This is a genomic window from Pseudomonas sp. 6D_7.1_Bac1 (assembly GCF_025465945.1).
Classification (GTDB): Bacteria; Pseudomonadota; Gammaproteobacteria; order Pseudomonadales; family Pseudomonadaceae; genus Aquipseudomonas.
Map to the genome: position 1 here is coordinate 151,914 of NZ_JANLNW010000074.1, position 24,957 is coordinate 176,870.

Here is a 24,957-nt window from a genome sequence, read left to right on the forward strand (position 1 = left end):
ACGGATGAGGCCTCACGGAGCAACTGACTCATGGACGTACCCTGCCTTCTGCGCGCCACCCTGATCGGTAGTCTGCTGCTGGCCGGCCCCCCCGTTACCCAGGCCCACACCCTGGGCCACGGCGCGACCGAGAGCCTGAAAAACTTTGTTCCGGCACCGGCCGACACGCCCTATCTGGAGGTGCTGCATCAGTGCGTCAGCCCGCAGGACACCGACAAGGGTCACCTGTTTTCAGGGCTTGGTGGCACACGCTATCCACTGGTGAGCCTCAAGGACGCCGAGCAAGTCGAGGCCTTCTACAGCCAGGGCATTGCCTTGCAGTACGGTTTCAACTTTTCCGAGGCGATTCGGGCGTTCTACCAGGCCAGCCGCTTCGATGAAGGCGCGGCGATGCCCTATTGGGGCATCGCGCTGTCGGCTAACTCCAACATCAACAGCGACGCCACCACCGGCTGTGATCGACTGGCCTACCGCTCGGCACAAATAGCGTTGGACAACGCCACGGCTCGCCTCAAGGACCCCGCCGCCAAAGAGCGCTTCAGCGAACGGCAATTGCAGCGCGAAGTCGATTACGCCAAGGCGTTCCTGACCCTCTATAGCGAAAAGGACGGCAAGCTCAGCCTGTTGACCGAAGGCAAGCAGCGCTACGCCAACGCGATGAAAGCCTTGTCGGAAAACTACTTCGACGATCTCGACGCCGCCACGTTGTATGCCGATGCGCTGCTCAACCTCAAACCCTGGAAATGGTGGAAGGGCGATGAAGCGGTGTCCGATGAAGTCAAACCCACCTCCGCCGCCTACGAGGCATTACAAGTGCTCAACCGGGTGCTGGTGCAGGACAAACTGCACACCGGCGCCAACCACTTCTATATTCATGCCATTGAAGAGTCGCCATTCCCTACCAGCGGGCTGCCCATGGCCGACCGCTTTCGCGATCAGAACCCGGCCATCGGTCACCTGGTGCACATGGCCTCACACATCTACCAGCGCACCGGCAACAATGCCCTGGCCAGCGTCGCCAACTACACAGCGGTGTCGGTCGACCGTGCCTACACCCATCAGGTCGACCCGCAGAGCCCGTACCCCCTGCACTACCTGGGGCACAACATTCACTTTCTGACCTGGACCTTATCCATCGAAGGCCGCCAGAACGAAGCGATGAACATGGCCGAGGAACTGGTGGAAAACACCACCCGCTACGCCGCGCTGGATTTCCTCTGCAAGCAGTACCCCCAAGAGATCGCCACCAAGTCCGATTACTTCTACGCCGTACCCTATTACTTCGCCGTACGCTTCGAAGACTGGGACGCCCTGAAGCGGATCGAACCGAAGATCAACGCCGGTTTGCAAACCATCAACCAGACCTGCAAGGCGGCGAACAAGGACTGGGTCAACTTGACCGCGCCTTACACCCAGGTCATGGCGGCTTACGCCAGTGCCTATCAAAAACTGAGCGCCGACAGCCTTGACGGCAGCGCTGCTCGTGACGCCCTCAACGATTACTGGCAGGCCGTCAACGCAGCCTTGAGTGCGAAACCGGACTTGAGATACGGCAGCAACAAAGCGGTGGAGCTGTTGCGCATTGCCAACCTGATCCTGCTCAACAAAGCGCTGGACAACAGCCATGGAACACTCGATATGGCAGCACTCAAGAACGCCAGCGCAGAAGTGTTCGGCAAGGATCAGCAACAGGGGTTGAGCGCCGACCTTCAGGAACTCAAGGGAGACAACAATGAGCAGATCATCGCAGCCTGGCGCCAGGCCGTGAAAATCCAGGACGAACTCGACTACAACGAGCCGCCGGACTGGTATTACACGCTACGCGAGTCTTTGGGCTATGCGTTGCTGAAGCAGGGGCAATACACGCAAGCCGAGCGGGTATTGCGTGAAGACCTGGCGGGAAATCGCCTCAGTGGCCGCTCACTCAATGGCCTGAAAGTCAGCCTGGAGAAACAGCCGGGCAAAACCGTACCGGCACTCCTGAACGAACAACTGCAAACCGCCTGGCGCAATGCGACCGTCAGCCCTGTCCCGAAAAACTGATGGCTTACGCAATCCTCGGAGCTGCCGCAGGCTGCGATATTTTGACCTTCAAGATCAACAGATCGCAGCCTTCGGCAGCTCCAGGAGTGGGTTTCAGCGAAACAGGCGCAGTTGAAACGGCCAATGCCAACGAACGGGGCGAGGACTTTTAAACCGCTCGAACAGCATCCAGCCCATGCTCAACAGCATCAACGATACATGCCCTTGCTCTGCCAGTATCGGCAACAACATCAGGGCCCAGCACGACCCGACACACCAGCCTGCGCTGACCATGCCGTACTTCAGACAGTCCTTGAGAAAGTCGAGGCCGAACGCCGAAATACGCGGCTGATAATGACAGTGGTTCAGGCACGCTTGCTTGAACGGTGAGGCCTGCCAGATCAGGCACACCCCCAGCCCGACGATGAATGTGTCCATCGGTGAAAACCCGAGTATCACCCGTGCTCCCACCGTCAGCCCCATCAGCACTACGCCGGCCAGGGTCCAGATGGCCGAAAAGCCGATGACGAACAACGCCACGGCCTGCCAGCGCTTGCGCAACAGGCTGCGCCGCCACACATAGTCGAGCGGATGTATCAGCAACAACGGCATCATCGCCAGCAACATCAACCACCACGAAGACAACAACTGGCGAGGAGGATTGAACAGCAACGCCTGCTCAATCCCCTGCCTGCTGACGGCATGATCCAGCGCCGGAAACGTCCCACAGAACGCAGGGATCGACAACATCTGCGCCGCACCGAGCAGCAGCCCCCACCCGGCCAGGCTGATCAGGATCAGCCATGGCCGGGGGCCTCGGATCAATGCAATGACCAGGTACTGCGCCACGTTTAGCGACCCTGCCGATAGATGCTCACTCTGCCCACGCTGATGTTGTCGCCTGGCAGAACTTCGGTGGCCGCCACAAACCGGACCGTCAACTTCGTCAGGTCCGGTGCACCGCTGGCGCTGAGCGTGTCGAAGATATCGGTGATTTCCAGCACATGGCTCAATCCCTTGCCGCCGTGCTGGTTATCCGTCCTGCTGGCGTTACTCACCCCGAACAGCGAGATCGAGCCCGCACGCACGTCAGGATGGGCGGATGGTTGACCATCGACCGGCAGGCTGATGTACACGTCATACGTGGCCGCATCGTTATCACCGCGAATATTCTCCAGATTCAGGAACACCCGGTCGAGATCCGCTGGCGTGGCCGTTGCGCTGAACGCCCTGGTCTTCAGATTGCCGAAAACCTTGGCCGACGTTGCCTTGTCCAGAGTTACCGGCGTCTCGACAGTCGCGCTGTCAAGGTTAATGGCCTGGTCGTTGGCGCCGAGCAGTTCGGCAGTGACAGGTTTGCTCACTGTTTTCTCCTTCGCGGCTGCGGGGACCTGAGGCGCTGCGCCGAGTGTTTCAAGCCGCTGCTGGAACGCACGAGTACCGTGCAAAGGATCGGAAGTGTCCTCATAAACATAATCAAGTTTCGGCGCCCGGGTATCCAGCATATCGCCGACGCGGAACGACCAGCGACCACCACTGGTCGTTGGCACAGCGAAACCTCTGCCACCGGTTGGCGGACCGGCAACCCATGCTGCCGACAAAGGGTTCTGGTCGTTCGGGTCACGCTTGAGCCAGACATCCCAGAGCCGGTCGATATTGGCATGGTGCAGCCAGAAAATCGGGTCCAGAGCAGCGGTGTTGGGGTTAATCATCAACCCTCTCAGATTCGGATTGCCTCGGGCCCGGCCACCCACCGCAACGTGTACGTAGTTGTGCGGTTGCTGCTCAAGCAGACCGTTCACATCGCCATAGTGTGCGAACAACGACTCAGGACCGCCAAAACCCGGCGTACCACCCGAAGAGGAACCGGCAAAGTGATGCTCCTTGAGGGCTGGGCGAAGATCGATCCGCGCTTCGTCGAGGACAATCACCCCGTCGCCATTGGGGCCAAACCGACGTTGCACATACAGCGGATTCTGCTCGCCATTGGGTAGCGCGGTAGCGGCAAAACAGGCAGGCATTTTCAGCGTCTGCCGGTTGTCGTTGTAATTCCAGTAAGGCAGCGACCAGTCACTTGGCCCACCCAGGCCAACAATCGCCGCCCGGACAATCTGTTCGAATGAAGCCACGTAACCACGGTGCCAAGGCAAGAAATACCAGGATTGGTGTTGGCATTGATTCCAGTAGAGATCCTGATCTTCCTGCGACGGCAGTTTGTCGCCCCGTCGCAGATAACCGGCGTCTTGCCAAAGCGGGACATCGATACCGTGAATAGCCGCCAGAAACCGCCAGCTGGTGTGATCAGTGATTGGTCTTTGCTGCAGGACTCCAACACCGCGTGCATACCACAACAACGCATCGCTCCAGCCAGAACCCAGTTTCCATACATCACGCCGTACATGTGCCATGATCGATCTCCCTGAAAAACCGCGTGGATGAGGAGCGCACTCCTCAGCTGGCAACGGTAGTTCAGGTGATATCAATCTGCCGCACAGCCCCCCTGAAAGCTGACCGGCGGCATGACGTTCACGGCCAAGCGAAATCGGTCACCACTTACCGCCCGGAAAAGCGCAGCCGCGAGAGCATTCGAAGATCGCCGTCCAGGTAATAATCGTTGGCCCAGCTGTCATCCACTGCCAATGGCGGGACCTGCTTGAGGTCTTCTTGCTTGGCGGCATAGCGGAACCGGTAATGCTCGTAGAAGCGCAGTAGCTCCAGGCCGTAGCGATCAGCCAGGTCCGTGTCGCCACGGATGATCAGGAAGTTTTCGTCGTTGCTTTCACTGGCATTGATGCTCAGGTTGTGACTGCCGCTGATGATGGTCGGCGCTTCGCTGGTGAAGTCGACGACGATGGCTTTCAAATGCACCAGCAGATCGCCCTTCTGACCTTTCATGCTTTCCTTGAGCCAGCCCTCGATGCCGGTGTTGAGCAGCGCGGTGGCGGCGAAGTCGGCCGTGCGGTCGGCGTGAAAACCGGTGATGCGGCTGGCGGTGTTTTGCAGGCCATAACGCAGCACATCATCGTGGGGCTGGCCGAGCAAGGCGTTGAGGATTTCATCCGGCAGCGCGAACGCGGTGACAAACAAAACGTCCTTCTTCGCCGCATTGATGATCTCGACGAATTGCTGCAGATCGGCCTGGCCGGTACGCGGTGAAAAACCGACAAACAACGGTTGCGACGGGTCCATCGGGTTGTTCTTGGTCAGCCAGGTACGGGTGGCGCCCACATCGGTCGGCGTGGCCCAGATCTGCTCGAACACTTGCAGGTAGCGGGTGCCCACAACAGTATTGTCCAGCACATGCACCACGTTGGCCTGGCGGTAGACACCGTTGTCGGTGAAATTGGTACTGCCGCACAGCACCGATTGAGGCCGGTACTCCCCTGAACCATCGACCTGGCTCAGCACGATGAACTTGTCATGGAAGATGGCGTGGGTCACCCGCCCCCGTTTGCACTCGGCGGGAAGCTTGGCCAGGCTCTCTTCATTCATGGTGGTGTCGGCATCACCGGGCTTGGCGTGATACAGCACCCGAACCTTGGCACCTCGCCCGAACGCCGCGTTGACCGCGTCGACAATGGTCGGCAACTGATACTCGTAAATCGCAATGTCCAGCGCCCACTGGCCATCCGCGGCGCGCTCGATGAAACCGGTGATCTGCTCCAGCAAGCCGTTCTCCAGCCATTGCCGTGGTGCGGCGGGCCAGTCGTCGAGGGACAGGTTCTTGTTGGCGCTCAGCTGTGCATCGAGCTCGGGAAACTCCCGGGAGAAGGCCTGACTGGCCGCCACCGCACGATTGAAAATGACATGCTGGCCCGCCGGCAAACCATTGTCGGTGGTGACCGTCACTGCCAATGCCTCGCCCAATTGCGGCGCATCCGGGGTGCCATACGCCAGATGCACCCGGTAGTTGATCGTTACCCCGGGTTTGACTGTGTAATCGGCCCAGCGAAATTTCTGTAACGGCGCGCTGTCGCTGGGCGTGGCGTTGTACTGAGGGAAAGTGTGGGCCTTACCGGGGAAGGTCAGGCTGTTGAACAGAAACTCCCAGGGCCCGCTGCCCTGCTGTTTTTCGATGGCAAAACCGAGCAGGCCCTTGCGTCGGGACTCGGCCAGGTCCATGGCGAGCAACACGCCGTTGGTTCCGGCGTAGGCTTTGACGCGAAAATCGTCCTGACTGTTAGCGACTAGAACACGCATGATTCACTCCTGTGATGAGCTGAACCCACAGCATAGGTGCTGCTGGCTGTTTGACATATTACAGCGTGTCGATATGTCGATAGTCTGCATTCAGTTGATGCGCCAGGGCTTTCGCCCGCCCCAATCGAATCGGCCCACGCTCGATGTCCACCAGCAACGCCGGGCAATTGAACGCCTCCAGCGCTGGCAGGTCTTTGAGGCGGCCATCGGTCAGCAGCAACAGGCGTTGTTGCTCTGCCGGAAAACGCTTTTGCCGCGATACCAGCCAGTGCGCCGCTTCATCCAGCGCGGCAAACAACGGCGTGCCACCGCCCGCACCTAGCGCGTCGAGCCAGTCGCGCAGGCTGGCCGAGGCTTTCAGACCTTGCACCTGCCACGTCGGCGCAGCACCACTGGCCGTCAGCAGCGCCAGCCGCGCGCGCTGGCGATAGGCGTCGTCGAACACCTGCGCCAGCAAACCTTTGGCATCGCTCAACGCCTGATGACGACGGGTCGAGGCCGAGGCATCGACGATCACCAGCCACAGCTCATGGGGCGAACGACCGCGCAAGTGAAACAGCAGATCTTCGCGCTGTCGCGGACGGCCGTTGAGCAGCGTGCCGGGCCAATTGATCGAGCCGCTTTGGGTGGTCCGACGCTGGCTTTGCCTGCCGTTTTTCAGGCGTCCTGCACGGGGTTTGGCATTCGCCCCCGCGTCAGATCGAGGGCGAATGCCTAGGGCTTTTTTGGCCAGCTCGGCACTTCACGACGGGCGCCGGTGGGTATTGCCTGAGCGGGCATTTCACCCCATTGGCCCTGACCTTCACCGGGGGTCGGTTGTTGGGCCGCCGATGCGTCTGGCGCGTGGTTCTGGCTCGGCGCGGACGGCGGCGTGTTGCGACGACGATGACGCAGGGCAAACTCGGCGACCGCGTCGATATCGTCCTCGCTGATCGCCTCTGCCCCACGCCATGCCGCATGGGCGCGAGCCGCACGCAGCCAGACCAGGTCGGCACGCAGGCCGTCGACCCCAGCGGCAAAACAACGCTCGGTGATCTGCGCCAGCGCCTGATCGTCCAGAGGAATGCTCGCCAGTGCCGCACGGGCGTGTTGGCAGCGCTCGCGCAATTGCTGCTGCCGAGCTTCCCATTGGGCGCAGAAACCGTGGGGATCACTGTCGAAATCCAGCCGGCGACGGATGATCTGACCGCGCTCAACGGGTGCAGTGTGACCACTGAGCGCGACGTTAAGGCCGAAACGGTCCAGCAGTTGCGGACGCAGTTCGCCCTCTTCCGGGTTCATGGTGCCGATCAGCACAAAGCGCGCCGAATGCCGATGGGAAATGCCGTCGCGTTCGATCAGGTTAGTGCCGCTGGCCGCGACGTCGAGCAGCAAGTCCACCAGATGATCGGGCAGCAAATTCACTTCATCGACATACAGCACACCGCCGTCGGCCTTGGCCAACACACCTGGGGAAAACTGCGCACGACCTTCGCCCAGCGCCGCGTCCAGATCCAGAGTGCCGACCAGTCGTTCTTCAGTCGCACCCAGGGGCAAGGTAACGAACTGCCCGCTGGCGAGCAAATCCGCCAGGCCCCGGGCCAACGTGGACTTGGCCATGCCCCGCGGGCCTTCGATCAGTACACCGCCGATTTTCGGATCGATGGCCGTCAGGCACAGCGCCAGTTTCAAGGCATCGGCGCCGACCACGGCAGACAGCGGGAAATGCGGGGTGTCGGTCATTTTGTTCATCTCTGTCATGATCGGTGCTTGTACTGTGGCGAGGGAGCTTGCTCCCGCTGGGCTGCGTAGCGGCCTCAAATCTAGAACCGCATTTCGTCAGGCACACCGCATTTTCAGGTTTTACGACTGCTACGCAGTCGAACGGGAGCAAGCTCCCTCGCCACAGGTGCCGGCAGGTATCCGGTCAACTGTCTTCTTCTATATCCAACAACAAACTCTCCAGCGCCTGCCGATACTCACCCGGCTCCTGCCACATCCCGCGCTGCTGTGCTTCGAGCATACGTTCAGTCATGTCGCGCAAGGCGTGCGGATTATGCTGCTGGACGAACTCACGGGTCGACCGATCAAGCAAATAGGCGTCGGCCAGCAAGGCGTACTGATGGTCGTCGATCAATTGCGTGGTGGCGTCGAAGGCGAACAGGTTGTCGACGGTGGCCGCCAGTTCAAACGCACCCTTGTAGCCATGCCGCTTGACCCCTTCGATCCACTTCGGGTTGGCCGCCCGGGAACGGATCACCCGGTTCAGCTCTTCCTTCAGCGTGCGGATCTTCGGCAAGTCTGGCTGACTGTGGTCGCCATGGTAGCTCGCCGCCGCGTCGCCGCTGAGGCTTTCGACAGCGGCGAGCATACCGCCCTGGAACTGGTAATAGTCGTTGGAATCGAGCAAGTCGTGCTCGCGATTATCCTGGTTTTGCAGCACCGCCTGAACCTGGCTCAAGCGCCGGGCGAACTGTTCGCGCGCTGCCGTGCCTTCATCGGAACCGCCGTAAGCGTAGCCGCCCCAGTTCAGGTAAACCTCGGCCAGATCCTCACGGCTCTGCCACAAACGACCATCGATAGCGCCCTGCACGCCCGCGCCATATGCACCGGGTTTGGCGCCGAAAATTCGCCAGCCGGCCTGTCGAGCTGCCGCGTCTGCATCCAGCCCCGACTGCATCAGCGCTTCACGCTCAGCGCGAACCTTGGCCGCCAACGGGTTCATATCGTCGGGCTCATCCAGTGCGGCAACCGCTTGCACGGCCGCGTCGAACAGTCGAATCAGGTTGGCGAAGGCATCGCGGAAGAACCCGGAGACGCGCAACGTCACGTCCACTCGCGGCCGGTCGAGCAGGCTCAGCGGCAGTATTTCGAAATCGTCGACCCGCTGACTGCCCGTGGCCCAGACCGGACGCACGCCCATCAGCGCCATGGCTTGGGCGATATCGTCGCCGCCAGTACGCATGGTCGCCGTGCCCCAGACCGACAAACCCAGCTGGCGCAAATGATCGCCGTGGTCCTGCAGGTGCCGTTCAAGAATCAGGTTCGCCGACTGGAAACCAATGCGCCAGGCAGTGGTGGTCGGCAGGTTGCGCACGTCCACCGAGTAAAAGTTGCGCCCGGTGGGCAGTACATCGAGGCGCCCGCGACTCGGTGCGCCGCTGGGACCTGCCGGGACAAAGCGACCGCTGAGCGCATCCAGCAGACCGCGCATTTCCGCCGGACCGCAGGCGTCCAGTCGTGGGGCGACCACTTCACACAGGTTGTCGATGATTGCTTTCACGTCAGACCAACCTGCCTCCTGTGGGAGCGAGCCTGCTCGCGAAAGCGCTGGGTCAATCGACATCAATGTTGAATGATTAACCGCTTCGCGAGCAGGCTCGCTCCCACAGGGACCGGGCTTGGCTTGAGACGGGCTCAGTAGCTCGACCTCGGTATTCACAGTCTGCGAAATCAGTTGAGTGGCGAACAATTCCAGACGTTCACGGGTATCGCCCGCCGTACGCCAGGCCTCATCGCTAAGCGATTGCAGCTCCGCCGGTCTTGGCCCGACCCACGGGTCGGCCAAAGAACAATCCAGCGGATCAAAGCCCAGCATGAAAGCCTTGGCCAACGCCCGGAGCAAACTCGATTGCGCGCCACGACCGTCGCCGCGAGGAATGCGCAGCAACGCCAGCAAGGTATCGATGCGCAGACGGCCGCTCGGCGATTCGCCAAACACATGCAGACCGTCGCGGATCTGCGACTCTTTCAAGTCACACAAATAAGTATCGAGGCGCGGCAACCAGATCGCCGCATCCGCGTCGCTGTCGAGTTTTTCATCGAGCTGCAGCTCACGGTCAATATGGGTTTCACGCACCAGATTCAGGATGTCGCGCTGCAACTCACGCGCACGGCGTGGGTCGAGTAGTTGGGCTTCGTAGAACTCGTCGGCCAGCAACTCCAGATTGCGCAACGGGCCGTAGGTCTCGGCGCGGGTCAGCGGCGGCATCAGGTGATCGATGATCACGGCCTGAGTCCGACGTTTGGCTTGCGCGCCCTCGCCCGGGTCGTTGACGATGAACGGATAAATGTTTGGCAGCGGCCCGAGCAACGCATCGGGCCAGCAGCTCTCGGACAAGCCAACACCTTTGCCCGGCAGCCATTCGAGGTTGCCGTGCTTGCCGACGTGGATCACTGCGTGGGCGCCATAGCCCTTATCTCGGCTTTGGCGCAACCAGAAATAGAACGCCAGATAACCGTGGGGCGGCACCAGGTCCGGATCGTGGTAGACCGCGCTCGGATCAACCTGATAACCACGCGCCGGCTGAATACCGACAAAGGTCAGACCAAACCGCAACCCGGCGACCATCATTCGCCCGCCACGGAACATCGGGTCGTTTTCAGGCGTTCCCCAACGCTCCAGCACCGCAGCGCGGTTGGCTTCGGGCAAGGCGTTGAACATCGAAAAATAGTCATCCAGCGCCAGGCTTTGCTGACACGGACGCAAGTCGATGCTCTCCAGGTCATTGCTGACCCCACCGAGCAGTTGCTGAATCAGCGCAGTGCCGCTTTCCGGCAAATCGGCGGGCAACGGATAACCTTCGGCACGCAGCGCCCGCAGGATATTCAACGCTGCTGCCGGCGTGTCGAGGCCAACGCCGTTGCCAATCCGCCCATCACGGGTCGGGTAGTTGGCAAGGATCAGCGCAATGCGTTTTTCAGCATTGGCCACCCGCGCCAACTCGACCCAGCGCCGCGCCAGTTCGGCGACAAAGTCCATGCGCTCAGGTTGCGGTCGATAGCAGACCACGTCGGACTGACTGCGCTCACTGCGCCAGGCCAGGTCCTTGAAGCTGATCGGTCGGCTGATGATCCGTCCATCGAGCTCCGGCAAGGCGATGTGCATCGCCAGATCCCGCGGGCCAAGCCCTTGCTCGCTGGCACGCCAACCGGGTTCGTTGTCCTGGGCACAGATCGCCTGGATCACCGGAATATTGCGGCGGAACGGCCGCAAATGCGGCGCTTCGGGGCTCGATTGGGCGAAACCGGTGGTGTTCAGAATCACCGAGGACTGCACCTCATCCAGCCACTCCTCGACCACCGTCAGGCAGCCGGGCTCTTTCAAACTGGCCAGCGCAATCGGCAGCGGATTGAGTCCCGCGGCCTGCAAGCGCTGGCAGAAAACATCGATGAAGGCAGTATTCGCCGCCTGCAAGTGCGAACGGTAAAACAGCACCGCCGCCACCGGCTGATCAGCCTGCCAGTCGGCTTGCCAATCGCCCAGCGACGCGTTGCTTTTGCGCGGATGGTAGATCGCGGTACGCGGCAAGGTCTGCGGTTCAGACCATGGGTAATCGCGGCCGAGCCAACGACTGGCCAGGCAGCGATACAGATCCAGCGCATTGCCCATGCCGCCCTGGCGCAAAAAGTGCCAGAGCCGGTCGCGATCTTCGGCGACCACGGTGCTCAGGTCGCTGAGTTCCGGGTCAGGACGATCATCGCCCGGCACCAGAATCAGCTGCACCCCGCGTTGCGACAGCTCCACCAGGCGTTCGATGCCATAGCGCCAATAGGCGATCCCGCCATGCAGCGAGATCAGAATCACCTTGGCGTGACGCAGCACTTGGTCGACGTACAAGTCGACTGAGGCGTGATTCTGCACCTGCATCGGGTTGGCCAGGCGCAGGCTCGGGTAGTCGTCGGGCAACTGCTGCGCCGCTTCGGCGAGCAGCGCCAGGCTGGAATCGCCGCTGCACAGGATCACCAGCTCGGCGGGGGTTTGCCCGAGGTCGGCGATGTTGTCATCCGAAACGAAACCGCCGGGCTGGGTCCTGAGCAGGTGCATGGATTAAACGCTGAGCGCAGCGCGCAATTGCGCTTCAAGCAAGGCGGCGTCCAGTTGCTGACCGATCAGCACCAGTCGCGTGGTGCGCGCTTCGTCTGCGCCCCATTGACGGTCGAAGTGCTTGTCGAAACGCGTGCCCACGCCCTGGATCAGCAAGCGCATCGGCTTGTTCGGGATGGCGGCGAACCCCTTGACCCGCAGGATGCCGTGCTGGACCACCAACTGGGTCAGGGCATCGAGCAACAGGCTTTCGTCGGCTTGCGGCAGTTCGATGGAAATCGAATCGAAGGCATCGTGATCATGGTCGTCATGATCGTGATCGTCGCCATCGTGGTGATGGTCATGGTGGCTGTGACGGCTGTCGATGTGTTCTTCAGAGCCGGCACCCAGGCCGATCAACACGTCCAGCGGCAGACGACCGCTGCTGGCTTCGACGATTTTCACCGCTGGTGGCAGCTCTTCAGCGACTTCCAGGCGCACTTTGGCCAGATCCGCCGGGCTGATCAGATCGGCCTTGTTGAGGATCACCAGGTCGGCGCTGGCCAGTTGGTCGGCGAACAGTTCGTGCAGCGGCGATTCGTGGTCCAGGTTCGGGTCGAGTTTGCGCTGGGCGTCGACCTGGTCCGGGAAGGCGGCGAAGGTGCCAGCGGCCACGGCCGGGCTGTCGACCACGGTGATCACCGCGTCCACGGTGCAGGCACTGCGGATTTCCGGCCACTGGAAGGCTTGTACCAAGGGCTTTGGCAGGGCCAGGCCGGAGGTTTCGATGAGGATGTGATCGAGGTCGCCGCGACGGGCAACCAGTTCGCGCATCACCGGGAAAAACTCTTCCTGAACGGTGCAGCACAGGCAACCGTTGGCCAGTTCATAAACGCGGCCATTGGCTTCTTCTTCAGTGCAGCCGATGGAACATTGCTTGAGGATTTCGCCGTCAATGCCCAGCTCGCCGAACTCGTTGACGATCACCGCGATACGCCGGCCCTGGGCGTTATCGAGCATGTGCCGCAGCAAGGTGGTTTTGCCCGAACCGAGGAAGCCGGTAACGATGGTGACGGGAAGTTTGGCCAGTGTTTTCATCGGATGCCCTTTGGCAAGGTGGCGGGCATACGGGACGACAACCGGCAACGCGCACGCGCATGCCTGAAGAGTTCGCCACCGGATCACCCCGCCCGGTTGAAAGTGAGAATCTGTGTCGAGGCAGGTCTCCTGGCTGACGGTGTGCCGGTCTTTCGACTGGCGGTTTCTGCACCTTCCCGCGCCGGGATAGCGGGCGCAGTGGCATGGCGGAAACGAAACCGTTCACAGTTGCGGGGGCAGCCGCGGCATTGACCGCGTTCCCTTCTTAGCTTCGGCGCACGCGCCAAAGAACCTCGAAAGTGCAAGGCTACGCATCGCATCGGGGCGGGTCAATGTTCGAGCAGAGTTCTGTGGTGGTTGATATGACGCCATCGCGAGCAGGCTCGCTCCCACATTGGAACGCGGTCAACTGTGGGAGCGAGCCTGCTCGCGATGGCGGCACCTCGGTCTCGAGTTGAGAACGCTTGCCAATTGACGCGTATCCCCCGCCCATGCTCTCCTACACGCCTTGTTACGGGTGCCCTTCACAGGGTGAAACGGGAAACCGGTGAATCATGTGCTTTACTCAAAAGCCATGTCAGTCCGGTGCTGCCCCCGCAACGGTAAGCGAGCGAAGAGTCAGATCCACTGTGCCAGCAGTTCGGCATGGGAAGGCGATTCTTGCAGGTTCGGCGAATGCCAGCCCCTCGTGAGCCCGGAGACCGGCCCGCAACACATCAATAACAAACCCGCGGTGGGCGGGCGCTGTTTTAGCCTCTGCGTGCCTGGCTCGCGGGGTTTTCATGCGCTCGATTCACCCACTGACTGACCAGAGGGAAGCGCCATGTCGATCATCAGCAGCACTCGCCACTCCACCGCCAGCACCACCTCCACCCTGAGCCAACGCATCGTTGCCGCCATCGGCGCATCGGTTCTGGGCGCGTGCCTTGTGTATTTCGCCGGCTTCTCGCACATCGACGCGGTGCACAACGCCGCCCACGATACCCGTCACAGCTCTGCCTTCCCGTGCCATTGAGACCTGCCGACATGATCAAGCGTATTGCGCAAACCGCAGGTTTTACCGGGCTGCTGGCCGCCCTGCTGCTGACCCTGCTGCAAAGCTTCTGGGTCGCGCCGCTGATTCTTCAGGCGGAAACCTACGAAAAAGCCCCGGCGGCTGAAGTCCACGAACATGCCGAAGGCGCAATGGCGGGCCACACCCACGACGCGCAAGCCTGGGAACCCGAAGACGGCTGGCAGCGAGTGCTGTCGACCACCGGCGGTAACCTGGTGGTCGCCGTCGGTTTTGCGCTGATGCTCGCCGGTCTCTACACCCTGCGCGCACCGACTCGCACGTCTCAAGGCCTGCTCTGGGGGCTGGCCGGTTATGCAACCTTCGTCCTCGCACCGACCCTGGGCTTGCCGCCAGAACTGCCGGGCACTGCTGCCGCAGACCTGGCACAACGGCAGATCTGGTGGATCAGCACGGCAGCCTCCACCGCCGTGGGTATTGCCCTGATCGTGTTCGCCCGGCACTGGCTGCTGAAGGTGCTCGGCGTCGCCATTCTGGCCGTGCCGCACATCATCGGCGCGCCACAACCTGAAGTGCATTCGATGCTGGCCCCGGAAGCCCTCGAAGCACAGTTCAAAATCGCTTCGCAGCTGACCAACGTTGCGTTCTGGCTAGCCCTGGGCTTGATCAGCACCTGGTTGTTCCGCCGCAAAAGCGAAGGTCAGTACCACGCATGACCAAAAACTGCGCAGCGCCGACCCTGGTGGTCGGCCTGGGCTGCCAGCGCGGCTGCCCCGCCAGCACGCTGCGCGCGTTGCTCGACCAGGCGTTACAGGCTCATCACATCGAATTGCAGGCGATCAAGGCCTTGGCCAGCATCGACCTGAAACATGATGAGCCCGGCCTGATCGAGTTGGCCAGGCAACTGGCGCTGCCATTGATGTATTTCAGCAGCGAGCAACTGGCCGGCTATCAACCGCAACTCAGCCATCACTCGCAAATCGCTTTCGAGCGCACCGGCTGCTATGGCGTCGCCGAAAGTGCAGCACTGGCTCTCGCTGAACAACTGGCCCAGGCACCGGCAAAATTGCTGATCCCGCGACAAAAATACGCCCAGGCGACGTTTGCATTGGCCGGTGCTGCGTAAAATCCCCGATAATCCCCGTCTTCGATCATGAGCAATCTTCATCTGAGGCTTTGCTTTGACAATTTTTCACAGGAGCCGGCCATGACCGTCTACTTCATTGGCGCAGGTCCCGGCGACCCGGAACTGATCACCGTCAAGGGCCAGCGGCTGATCCGCAGCTGCCCGGTGATCATTTACGCCGGCTCGCTGGTGCCAGAAGCCGTACTGGATGGCCATGGGGCTGAGCAGGTGGTCAACAGCGCCGAATTGCACCTGGAACAGATCATCGAACTGATCAGGCTGGCCCATGACAAAGGCCAGGATGTGGCGCGGGTTCACTCTGGCGATCCGAGTCTGTATGGGGCGATTGGCGAGCAGATTCGTTATCTGCGCGAGTTGAACATCCCGTTCGAAATCATCCCCGGCGTCACCGCCACGGCCGCCTGCGCAGCGCTGTTGGGCGCCGAGTTGACACTGCCGGACATCTCGCAAAGCGTGATCCTGACCCGCTACGCCGACAAAACCGCGATGCCGCCGGGCGAAGCGTTCAGTAGCCTGGCCCAGCATGGCGCGACCATGGCGATTCACCTAGGGGTCAATCACCTGGAAAAAATCGTCGCTGAACTCTTGCCGCATTACGGTGCGGACTGTCCGATTGCAGTGGTACATAGGGCCAGCTGGCCGGATCAGGATTGGGTGACAGGGACGCTTGAGGACATTGCAGAGAAGGTTCAGGCCAAGGGATTTCGGCGTACAGCGCTGATTCTGGTGGGTCGGGTATTAGGCAGTGACAATTTCAGCGAATCGTCGTTGTATCGCGCCGGGCATGCGCATCTGTATCGCCCTTAGGCCCTCATCGCGAGCAGGCTCGCTCCCACATTTGACCGCGCATCCCCTGTGGGAGCGAGCCTGCTCGCGATAGCGTCAGTGAATTCCACACACAAAAAACGGCGCTCACGGGCGCCGTTTTTTCATTTCGCAGCGAACACCTTAGTAGTAGGCGTTTTCTTTCTGCGTGTGGTCGGTCACGTCACGTACACCCTTGAGCTCGGGAATACGCTCGAGCAGCGTGCGCTCGATGCCTTCCTTCAAGGTTACGTCAGCCTGGCCGCAGCCCTGGCATCCGCCACCGAACTTCAACACGGCGATACCGTCTTCAACCACATCGATCAGGCTGACCTGACCGCCGTGGCTGGCCAGCCCCGGGTTGATCTCGGTTTGCAGGTAGTAGTTGATGCGCTCGTTGACCGGGCTGTCGGCGTTGACCATCGGTACTTTGGCGTTTGGCGCCTTGATGGTCAGTTGGCCGCCCATGCGGTCAGTGGCGTAGTCGACCACGGCATCGTCCAGGAATGCTTCGCTGAACGAGTCGATATACGCGGTGAAGCTTTTGAGCCCCAGCGCGGTGTCTTCCGGTTTTTCTTCGCCCGGCTTGCAATACGCAATGCAGGTTTCGGCGTATTGAGTGCCAGGCTGGGTGATAAAGACCCGAATGCCGATCCCGGGGGTGTTCTGCTTGGAGAGCAGATCAGCCAGATAATCGTGGGCGGCGTCGGTAATGGTAATGGCGGTCATGGAAATTCCTCGCAGGCTTGGGCGCAGTTTACGCCAATCATCGCGCCGGACAAAGTCCTAGTATTTTTGTCGGGAAAGAACCGGTCGATCACAGGTTTTCGTAGCGATTCATGTCCAGTACGCCCTCTTCCACCGGATCGGTTTCGCGGATGTACTGACTCAAGTCGTGGAAATACTGCCAGAACTGCGGATGACTGCGACGAATACCCCAACGCTCGACGATCTTCTCGAAGCCTTGGGCGTCCTTGGCATTCTCCATGGCAGCGACAAACTCCGGCACTTGTTCAGCCGGGATGTTGAACATGAAATTCGGGTAGCTGCTGAGCACGCCGGGAAAAATCGTCAAGGTGTCCAGCCCTGGCTGATAGCGCAGTGCCTCGCCAAGCAGGAACGCCACATTGCTGTGGGCACGGTTGCGCAGCAGGCTGTATACCTCGCGTTTGCCGCTACGACTTTCGATACGCAGCATCGTCGCTTCCGGCAGTTGGTCGATAACCTTGAGCCCGGCCGCCGGGCGCGCGGTCAGGCGGCTCAACGCCTGCTCGGCATTCTGCAAGGCCGGATCGATATTGGGCCGCGAGCAATAGGCGCCGTCGCAGCGGTTGATTGGGTCAGGCGTGGCGTTGAGGTCGCCGTAACGTGCCAGCAATTGCTGGGCAAAGTCACGCTTGGGGTCTTTGTCGTCAAGATTCAGTGCAGTCGGTTTGTCGTTGTCGATGCTTTCATAATCCAGCCACATCTTGAATTTGCCGCTGCTCTGATACCAGTCGTCCAGATAGCCATTACGCGAATCGGCCGGCATCAAGCGCAAGAAATTCTGCTCGGCGCCGTTACGGATCAAGTCGAAATACAGGCGGGTCTGTGCCTGATGGGAAACGTTGCCGAACACGTCGAAGTTGACCGCCAACTGATAATAGGTGCGCTCCAGCAACGGGAAGTCGAACAACCACATGGTCTGTGGCACCTCACCGATCAGGCCCTTGCTCACCGAGGCACTGTCAAAATGCCGGAAGATGCTCAGCAAGGCGTTGTCGTTGCCGGCCCACAAGGTCGACCAACTCGGCGCTGGCGCATCGGCGTAGGTGTCACGACGCAAGGCTTCGTACTCGTTACGCTTGTCGCGGTAGGCGTGCCACAGGCTCAACACGCTGCCGACATCGTCATTCTGACCGGGCATGGCCAGCAACGGCGTGGCCTTGCCGCGGTATATCGGATCGGTGATGTACAGGTCGTGCTCCGGCGCCTGGAAGAAGGCCCAGAAGTTGTCGCGGATCACGTCGGTTGCGATCTGCCCACGACAGACCGGGCCGCGAATAAAGGTGCGCACAAAGTATTCGGCGTTATCGAGCATGAACTGATAACGCGCCTGCGCCGGAATCGCCTGGAAAGTCTCGAACGGATTGGCGCGACGTTCCGGGCCATAACCGGGCAAGGCGTGGACCTGCCAGTTGCCGTTGTAGAACAGGGTTTTGATCCTGGCCATTTTCGCCGGGCTCAGTGGATAGGTGATATGCGTCTTGTGCACGATCACCCCTTGCACCGGCCACAGGCGGTAATACACCCGGGTGCCCGGATCATCGTTAGGGCGGCGACTGTTGATCAGGTCAATCGGCTGGCCCGTCGGTGTGCGCGAACGCACCCACTGGAAGAAGTGCCCCGGCTCACCGTCCTTGAAGTAGATATGAGCCAGAAACCAGTGCTCGAACAACCAGCGTGCCACCAGACTTTCACGGGCGCCCGGTGCGTTGAGCAGGTTTTCCCACTGCACCACCTGCAAGGCTTCCCTGGCGCTGGGGACCAGGCCCTGCTGGTCGATTGGCGCACCGGAGGCCAGCCAGCGTTGCAGCGTCTGGTACTGCTGATCGGTCAGTCCCGTCACCGCCAGCGGCATACCTTCTTTCGGATGGGCGTGGGCATAGGCCTCAAACTCCCCCGGCATCGGGCACATGTTCTCGCGCTCGAGCCCAAGCACGATGTCTTCCGGCAGCTTGGCATTGGGTTGCAGCGGGGTTCTGTGCCCCAGCTCAAGCATCCGCGCCATCAGCGCAGCCTGACTGCCCTGGGCATCGAGTACCGAGTAAAAATCCTTGCGTTGCCAGGCCGCCTTGCCAAAAGCGTCATAGAACAGCCGTGTCGGCTCCGACGCCTGGCTGCGATCACCAGCGTAGACCGCAATCTTGGTCGCGCCCCGCGCCGCGCCCTCGCCACTGCCCAGGTTGAGCTGACAGGCGGCGTCATAGCAGGCATGGCAGGCCACGCATTTTTCAGTGAAGATCGGCTGAATGTCGCGGGTGTAGGAGATCGCCGGCGCCGTGCCTTGTGCTGTGGCGGTACTGCTTATAAGCAGCACAAAGAGGCTGATGAAAACGCGATGCGACATGTCCCTGGTCCCGATCATGAACAAAACGTCACGATTCTACCGATCTGGCCCTCCCACCAACATGAGCGATATTCATGCAAAAACAGCTCATACTCTAAAAGCGCACAGGTTTGCTATCATCCCGGACCTTCGTTATGGCCTTACCAGGTAGTCCTATGTCCGATCGCAGTGCTCGCCTACACGTCCTCAAGCAAGCCCTTAAAGAGCGCATCCTGATTCTCGATGGCGGCATGGGCACGATGATCCAGAGCTACAAGCTCGAGGAGCAGGACTACCGTGGCAAACGCTTTGCCGACTGGCCAAGCGACGTCAAGGGCAACAACGACTTGCTGGTACTGAGTCGCCCGGACGTGATCGGGGCGATCGAGAAGCAATACCTGGATGCCGGCGCCGACATTCTGGAAACCAACACCTTCAACGCCACACAGGTATCCCAGGCCGACTACGGCATGCAGGGCCTGGCGTATGAGTTAAACGTAGAAGGCGCACGCCTTGCACGCAAGGTGGCGGACGCCAAGACCCTCGAAACCCCCAACAAACCACGCTTTGTCGCCGGTGTCCTGGGCCCGACCAGCCGCACCTGCTCGCTGTCGCCGGACGTGAACAACCCCGGCTACCGCAACGTGACCTTCGATGAACTGGTGGAAAACTACACCGAGGCCACCAAGGGCCTGATCGAAGGCGGGGCTGACCTGATCCTGATCGAAACCATTTTCGACACCTTGAACGCCAAAGCCGCGATCTTCGCCGTGCAAGGCGTGTTCGAGGAAGTCGGTTTCGAGCTGCCGATCATGATTTCCGGGACTATCACCGATGCCTCCGGCCGCACCTTGTCCGGCCAGACCACCGAAGCCTTCTGGAACTCCATCGCCCACGCCAAGCCGATTTCCGTCGGCCTGAACTGCGCCCTGGGCGCCCGTGAGCTGCGTCCGTACCTGGAAGAGCTGTCGAACAAGGCCAGCACTTACGTTTCGGCGCACCCGAACGCCGGTCTGCCGAACGAATTCGGTGAATACGATGAGCTGCCGGTAGAAACCGCCAAGGTCATCGAAGAATTCGCCCAAAGCGGTTTCCTGAACATCGTCGGCGGCTGCTGCGGCACCACACCGGGGCACATCGAAGCTATCGCCAAAGCCGTCGCCGGCTATGCGCCACGGCAGATTCCGGACATCCCCAAGGCCTGCCGCCTCTCGGGCCTGGAACCGTTCACCATCGATCGCAGCTCGTTGTTCGTCAACGTCGGCGAGCGGACCAACATCACCGGTTCCGCCAAGTTCGCCCGGCTGATCCGTGAAGACAACTACACCGAAGCCCTGGAAGTCGCCCTGCAGCAGGTCGAAGCCGGCGCGCAGGTGATCGACATCAACATGGACGAAGGGATGCTCGATTCGAAGAAGGCCATGGTGACCTTCCTCAATCTGATTGCTGGCGAGCCGGACATCTCTCGCGTACCGATCATGATCGACTCCTCGAAATGGGAAGTGATCGAAGCCGGCCTCAAATGCATCCAGGGCAAGGGCATCGTCAACTCCATCAGCATGAAGGAAGGCGTCGAGCAGTTCATTCACCACGCCAAACTGTGCAAGCGCTACGGTGCTGCCGTGGTGGTGATGGCCTTCGACGAAGCCGGCCAGGCCGACACCGAGGCGCGCAAGAAGGAAATCTGCAAACGCTCCTACGACATTCTGGTCAACGAAGTCGACTTCCCGCCGGAAGACATCATCTTCGACCCGAACATCTTCGCGGTCGCCACCGGCATCGAAGAGCACAACAACTACGCAGTCGACTTCATCAATGCCTGCGCCTATATCCGTGACGAACTGCCCTACGCGCTGACCTCGGGCGGCGTGTCCAACGTGTCTTTCTCGTTCCGTGGCAACAACCCGGTGCGTGAAGCAATCCACTCGGTGTTCCTGCTTTATGCGATCCGCAATGGCTTGACCATGGGTATCGTCAACGCCGGTCAGTTGGAGATCTACGACCAGATCCCGGCCGAGCTGCGCGACGCCGTCGAAGACGTGGTGCTCAACCGCACCCCGAACGGCACCGACGCCCTCCTCGCCATTGCCGACAAGTACAAGGGCGACGGCAGCGTCAAGGAAGCCGAGACCGAAGAGTGGCGCAGCTGGGACGTCAACAAGCGTCTGGAGCATGCGCTGGTCAAGGGCATCACCACCCACATCGTCGAAGACACCGAAGAGTCGCGCCAATCCTTCGCCCGGCCGATCGAGGTCATCGAAGGCCCACTGATGTCGGGCATGAACATCGTTGGCGACCTGTTTGGTGCCGGCAAGATGTTCTTGCCGCAGGTGGTGAAATCCGCCCGCGTGATGAAGCAGGCCGTGGCGCACTTGATCCCGTTCATCGAGCTGGAAAAAGGCGACAAGCCGGAAGCCAAGGGCAAGATTCTGATGGCCACGGTCAAGGGTGACGTGCACGACATCGGCAAGAACATCGTCGGCGTAGTGCTGGGCTGTAACGGCTATGACATCGTCGACCTCGGCGTGATGGTGCCGGCCGAGAAGATCCTGCAAGTGGCCAAAGAACAGAAGTGCGACATCATCGGCCTGTCCGGTTTGATCACGCCTTCGCTGGACGAGATGGTCCACGTGGCCCGCGAGATGCAGCGCCAGGACTTCCACCTGCCGCTGATGATCGGTGGCGCGACCACCTCCAAGGCTCACACGGCGGTGAAGATCGAACCCAAGTACAGCAACGACGCGGTGGTCTACGTGACCGACGCCTCGCGCGCCGTCGGCGTGGCCACCCAGTTGCTGTCCAAGGAATTGAAGGCCGGTTTCGTCGAGAGAACTCGCGAGGAATATGTCGAAGTCCGCGAGCGTACGGCCAATCGCAGCGCCCGTACCGAGCGCTTGAGCTACCCGGCAGCGATCGCCAAGAAGCCGCAGTTCGACTGGAGTGCTTACGAGCCAGTCAAGCCGACCTTCACCGGCGCCAAGGTGCTGGACAACATCGACTTGAAGGTTTTGGCCGAGTACATCGACTGGACGCCGTTTTTCATCTCCTGGGACCTGGCCGGAAAATTTCCGCGCATTCTCCAGGACGAAGTGGTCGGTGAAGCCGCCACCGCACTGTACGCCGACGCCCAGGAAATGCTCGCCAAACTGATCGACGAGAAGCTCATCAGCGCCCGTGCGGTGTTTGGCTTCTGGCCGGCCAATCAAGTGCACGACGATGACCTGGAAGTCTATGGCGACGACGGCAAGCCGTTGGCCCGCTTGCATCACCTGCGCCAGCAGATCATCAAGACCGACGGCAAGCCGAACTTCTCCCTGGCCGACTTCGTCGCGCCGAAAGACAGCGGCATTACTGACTATGTCGGTGGTTTCATCACCACCGCCGGGATCGGCGCCGAAGAAGTTGCCAAGGCCTACCAGGACGCTGGCGACGACTACAACTCGATCATGGTCAAGGCGCTGGCCGACCGCTTGGCCGAGGCCTGTGCCGAATGGTTGCACCAGCAGGTTCGTAAAAACTACTGGGGTTACGCCAAGGACGAGACCCTCGACAACGAGGCGCTGATCAAAGAGCAATACACCGGCATCCGCCCTGCCCCCGGCTACCCGGCCTGCCCGGATCACACCGAGAAAGGCACGCTGTTCTCACTGCTGGATCCTGAGGCCAGTGAAATGCACGCCGGTCGCAGCGGGGTGTTCCTCACCGAACATTACGCGATGTTCCCGGCGGCGGCCGTCAGCGGCTGGTACTTCGCCCACCCGCAGGCGCAGTACTTTGCCGTGGGCAAGGTCGACAAGGATCAGGTGCAGAGCTACACCGCGCGTAAAGGTCAGGAGCTGAGCGTGAGTGAGCGCTGGTTGGCGCCGAATCTGGGTTACGACAACTAAGTTGCCCTGTTAGCCACAATACTGTGGCCAACAGAACCCCCAGTGGGAGCGAGCCTGCTCGCGATGAGTACCCTTCAGTCAACATTGATGTCGACTGTCAGTACGCTATCGCGAGCAGGCTCGCTCCCACATTTGATTTGTGCATGCCGTGGATTGTCTATGCTTGCCTCATACACTCCGTGTGACGAGGGATTTATGGACGATCCAGCCGACAACAAACCACCCACTTTCTGGCAGATGCTGCACAGCGTGATGGCGGCGGCATTCGGCGTGCAAAGTGGCAAGAACCGCGCCCGCGACTTCACGCACGGCAAACCCAGTCATTTCGTGATTTTAGGCATTCTGTTCACGGCAGTCTTTGCGCTGATGCTGTTCGGCATAGTGAAACTGGTCTTGCATCTGGCCGGGGTCTAGCCCGCCGTCAGTGCATGAGGGTTTGCAGGCTGAACGGGTATCGATAGCTCAAGGGGCGATTTTTGGCCGAAAGGCTGCGCAAGTTCACGCCGTAATCCTGAGTGGCACCCATAGCCAACAAACGCTTGGCCTGCGCCCGATCAATCAACTGCAACAGCGGGACTTGTCGGTCGCGTCCACCATATCGATCGACGTGGACGCCCTGATCATAGTCATGCAACTCCACCAGCGCCCAACCGCCCAGGCTGAAGTGCCCGCCCAGCAATACGCTGAGGCGACCATCCAGCAGTGCCTGCAAGGCTTGCGGTGATGTATTGACGGCGCTGAACAGCGCGCCCTTGCCCGGCGTGCCGCCTGCTTCTTCATAAGCCTGCATCGCCCCGAACGCCATTTCATCGTTGGCCGCCCAGATAAGCGACGTCTTCGGATAGCGTTTGAACAGCAACGTCGCCTGCTCATGAGATCGCTGACGGTTCCAGGCGCCATATACCAATTGCCGCAAACTCACCTCGGGATGCTCGCGCAGCGCCCGCATCATGCCCTTTTCACGCCATTGCGACGCGGGAGTGATTTTCAAACCGGCAAACGCCAACAACTCAAGTTTCTGGCCTGGGGCGACGGGAGGATGCAGGCGGATCAACTCCTTGAGCATCAGGTAACCGCCCTCCTCATCGTTGGGCACCAGACTGCCGATCCAGTTGGGGTACTTTTCGTCGCGATTGCCAAGCAACGCCAGTTGATCGGCGGTTAGCGCACTATTGACAAGAAACAGCTTCACGCCGCTGCCCTGGGACAGCCGCAAAATTTCCGGCCCAACATATTGCTCGTTGGTGAACACCAGGTAGTCCGGACGCTTTGGCCCTTGTAGGGCCTCACGGGCCTGTTTGATCGTGGTTTCAGCCACGCGCTCGGAATACTGCACCTGCAGGTCCATGCCCAGATCCCTGGCGGCGGCCTGCATGAATTGCGTATAGCTGAGCCAGAAGGTTTCCGAAGACGTTCCGGGGTTCAGGAACAACACCGACGCCGCTTGCGTACCCGATCCATAGACCGCGCAAACCGTCAGCAACACCCCACAGAGAAACTTGAACATTGAATATCCGAGCCCCGGAAATTAGCGCGCATTATAGCCGGCGAAATACTGGCAAATCGCGATTAATTAGCGTTTTGTCCGACAATCGTCGGAACAGGGCTCGGACACGCTTACTTACTGATGGCTGACCCAGAACACCGCAGTGCCCACTACCAGGAGAATCAGGAACAGAATGGCCCATGCGTCGACACTGCTATCGCTTTTCCGTGCTTTGGTTGGGTTGCTCATTGCATCGCCTCTTGTCGGTTTTATCGGTGATTGCATAAGGACACGAGCACAGTTAAGTCGAGGATTGCCCGCACCACAAATGTGGGTAAGACAATAACCAATCTCATTAGTCCATTTGGTTCTTTACATATACTCAAACATCACTTTTGCGCATAAACGCAAACTGGTATCTTGCCTCG

17 protein-coding genes and 2 riboswitches are annotated in these 24,957 nt (G+C 60.5%); of the genes, 7 read left to right on the top strand and 10 right to left on the bottom strand.

The genetic code is table 11. The annotated features are described in order from the left end of the window. Positions 1–30 precede the first annotated feature (30 nt). Positions 31–2,043, top strand: a complete 2,013-nt coding sequence (locus NTD87_RS21750; protein WP_262116242.1) for a hypothetical protein — start codon at positions 31–33, stop codon at positions 2,041–2,043. Positions 2,044–2,136: 93 nt separating this feature from the next. On the opposite strand, the gene NTD87_RS21755 is transcribed toward NTD87_RS21750, so the two are convergent. From NTD87_RS21755 to cobW, 7 genes are all read right to left on the bottom strand, one after another. Continuing rightward, entirely contained in the window at positions 2,137–2,871 is a 735-nt protein-coding gene (locus NTD87_RS21755) for a DUF2182 domain-containing protein (RefSeq protein WP_262116244.1), read from the bottom strand. A 2-nt stretch (positions 2,872–2,873) separates the two neighbouring features. Further along, on the bottom strand, positions 2,874–4,430 hold the full coding sequence (locus NTD87_RS21760; protein ID WP_262116245.1) for a tyrosinase family protein: 1,557 nt from the start codon (positions 4,428–4,430) through the stop codon (positions 2,874–2,876). 145 nt (positions 4,431–4,575) lie between these two features. Continuing rightward, the gene (locus NTD87_RS21765) at positions 4,576–6,222 is read right to left on the bottom strand and encodes a phospholipase D-like domain-containing protein (protein ID WP_262116246.1); all 1,647 of its coding nucleotides are present in this window, start codon (positions 6,220–6,222) and stop codon (positions 4,576–4,578) included. A gap of 58 nt (positions 6,223–6,280) precedes the next feature. Next, positions 6,281–6,934 carry a vWA domain-containing protein gene (locus NTD87_RS21770; RefSeq protein WP_410017506.1) on the bottom strand — a complete coding sequence of 218 codons (654 nt, stop codon included), beginning with the start codon at positions 6,932–6,934 and terminating at the stop codon, positions 6,281–6,283. 2 nt (positions 6,935–6,936) lie between these two features. Next, positions 6,937–7,944, bottom strand: coding sequence for an ATP-binding protein (locus NTD87_RS21775; RefSeq protein ID WP_262116375.1), 1,008 nt, complete (start codon positions 7,942–7,944; stop codon positions 6,937–6,939). Between the two features lie 184 nt (positions 7,945–8,128). Further along, the gene (gene cobN, locus NTD87_RS21780; RefSeq protein WP_262116247.1) at positions 8,129–12,028 is read right to left on the bottom strand and encodes a cobaltochelatase subunit CobN; all 3,900 of its coding nucleotides are present in this window, start codon (positions 12,026–12,028) and stop codon (positions 8,129–8,131) included. A gap of 3 nt (positions 12,029–12,031) precedes the next feature. Next, positions 12,032–13,105: a cobalamin biosynthesis protein CobW gene (gene cobW / locus NTD87_RS21785; RefSeq protein WP_315975333.1), complete on the bottom strand. Its 1,074-nt coding sequence runs from the start codon at positions 13,103–13,105 to the stop codon at positions 12,032–12,034. 101 nt (positions 13,106–13,206) lie between these two features. Then, positions 13,207–13,416: riboswitch (cobalamin riboswitch) on the bottom strand. 187 nt (positions 13,417–13,603) lie between these two features. Continuing rightward, positions 13,604–13,830: riboswitch (cobalamin riboswitch) on the top strand. A gap of 98 nt (positions 13,831–13,928) precedes the next feature. Here cobW and NTD87_RS21790 point away from each other — a divergent pair. The 4 genes from NTD87_RS21790 to cobM all read left to right on the top strand — a co-directional run bounded on the left by NTD87_RS21790 (position 13,929) and on the right by cobM (position 16,071). Beyond that, a complete protein-coding gene (locus tag NTD87_RS21790) occupies positions 13,929–14,120 on the top strand; it encodes a CbtB-domain containing protein (RefSeq protein ID WP_262116249.1) in 192 nt (63 codons plus the stop codon). An 11-nt stretch (positions 14,121–14,131) separates the two neighbouring features. Next, on the top strand, positions 14,132–14,833 hold the full coding sequence (locus NTD87_RS21795; RefSeq protein ID WP_262116250.1) for a CbtA family protein: 702 nt from the start codon (positions 14,132–14,134) through the stop codon (positions 14,831–14,833). Then, positions 14,830–15,243: a cobalamin biosynthesis protein gene (locus NTD87_RS21800; protein ID WP_262116251.1), complete on the top strand. Its 414-nt coding sequence runs from the start codon at positions 14,830–14,832 to the stop codon at positions 15,241–15,243. The genes NTD87_RS21795 and NTD87_RS21800 overlap by 4 nt, the downstream gene beginning before the upstream one ends. An 81-nt stretch (positions 15,244–15,324) precedes the next feature. Continuing rightward, entirely contained in the window at positions 15,325–16,071 is a 747-nt protein-coding gene (gene cobM / locus NTD87_RS21805; RefSeq protein ID WP_262116252.1) for a precorrin-4 C(11)-methyltransferase, read from the top strand. Between the two features lie 141 nt (positions 16,072–16,212). On the opposite strand, the gene nfuA is transcribed toward cobM, so the two are convergent. Beyond that, positions 16,213–16,797: a Fe-S biogenesis protein NfuA gene (nfuA, locus tag NTD87_RS21810; protein WP_007946504.1), complete on the bottom strand. Its 585-nt coding sequence runs from the start codon at positions 16,795–16,797 to the stop codon at positions 16,213–16,215. 88 nt (positions 16,798–16,885) lie between these two features. After that, entirely contained in the window at positions 16,886–19,177 is a 2,292-nt protein-coding gene (locus tag NTD87_RS21815; protein WP_262116253.1) for a fatty acid cis/trans isomerase, read from the bottom strand. A gap of 155 nt (positions 19,178–19,332) precedes the next feature. Here NTD87_RS21815 and metH point away from each other — a divergent pair, with 155 nt between their 5' ends. Together metH and NTD87_RS21825 are read left to right on the top strand one after the other, a co-directional pair. Beyond that, a complete protein-coding gene (gene metH, locus NTD87_RS21820; RefSeq protein ID WP_262116254.1) occupies positions 19,333–23,043 on the top strand; it encodes a methionine synthase in 3,711 nt (1,236 codons plus the stop codon). 195 nt (positions 23,044–23,238) lie between these two features. Further along, positions 23,239–23,457, top strand: coding sequence for a DUF2970 domain-containing protein (locus NTD87_RS21825; RefSeq protein ID WP_262116255.1), 219 nt, complete (start codon positions 23,239–23,241; stop codon positions 23,455–23,457). A gap of 7 nt (positions 23,458–23,464) precedes the next feature. On the opposite strand, the gene NTD87_RS21830 is transcribed toward NTD87_RS21825, so the two are convergent. After that, positions 23,465–24,550, bottom strand: coding sequence for an ABC transporter substrate-binding protein (locus NTD87_RS21830; RefSeq protein WP_262116256.1), 1,086 nt, complete (start codon positions 24,548–24,550; stop codon positions 23,465–23,467). Positions 24,551–24,957: the final 407 nt, after the last annotated feature.

Bases quoted from the DNA above. Each gene is read 5' to 3' on its own strand.
- NTD87_RS21750 (WP_262116242.1), top strand. From the start codon at position 31: ATGGACGTACCCTGCCTTCTGCGCGCCACCCTGATCGGTAGTCTGCTG.
- NTD87_RS21760 (WP_262116245.1), bottom strand. From the start codon at position 4,430: ATGGCACATGTACGGCGTGATGTATGGAAACTGGGTTCTGGCTGGAGC.
- NTD87_RS21765 (WP_262116246.1), bottom strand. From the start codon at position 6,222: ATGCGTGTTCTAGTCGCTAACAGTCAGGACGATTTTCGCGTCAAAGCC.
- NTD87_RS21775 (WP_262116375.1), bottom strand. From the start codon at position 7,944: ATGACCGACACCCCGCATTTCCCGCTGTCTGCCGTGGTCGGCGCCGAT.
- cobN (WP_262116247.1), bottom strand. From the start codon at position 12,028: ATGCACCTGCTCAGGACCCAGCCCGGCGGTTTCGTTTCGGATGACAAC.
- cobW (WP_315975333.1), bottom strand. From the start codon at position 13,105: ATGAAAACACTGGCCAAACTTCCCGTCACCATCGTTACCGGCTTCCTC.
- NTD87_RS21790 (WP_262116249.1), top strand. From the start codon at position 13,929: ATGTCGATCATCAGCAGCACTCGCCACTCCACCGCCAGCACCACCTCC.
- NTD87_RS21795 (WP_262116250.1), top strand. From the start codon at position 14,132: ATGATCAAGCGTATTGCGCAAACCGCAGGTTTTACCGGGCTGCTGGCC.
- NTD87_RS21800 (WP_262116251.1), top strand. From the start codon at position 14,830: ATGACCAAAAACTGCGCAGCGCCGACCCTGGTGGTCGGCCTGGGCTGC.
- cobM (WP_262116252.1), top strand. From the start codon at position 15,325: ATGACCGTCTACTTCATTGGCGCAGGTCCCGGCGACCCGGAACTGATC.
- nfuA (WP_007946504.1), bottom strand. From the start codon at position 16,797: ATGACCGCCATTACCATTACCGACGCCGCCCACGATTATCTGGCTGAT.
- NTD87_RS21815 (WP_262116253.1), bottom strand. From the start codon at position 19,177: ATGTCGCATCGCGTTTTCATCAGCCTCTTTGTGCTGCTTATAAGCAGT.
- metH (WP_262116254.1), top strand. From the start codon at position 19,333: ATGTCCGATCGCAGTGCTCGCCTACACGTCCTCAAGCAAGCCCTTAAA.
- NTD87_RS21825 (WP_262116255.1), top strand. From the start codon at position 23,239: ATGGACGATCCAGCCGACAACAAACCACCCACTTTCTGGCAGATGCTG.
- NTD87_RS21830 (WP_262116256.1), bottom strand. From the start codon at position 24,550: ATGTTCAAGTTTCTCTGTGGGGTGTTGCTGACGGTTTGCGCGGTCTAT.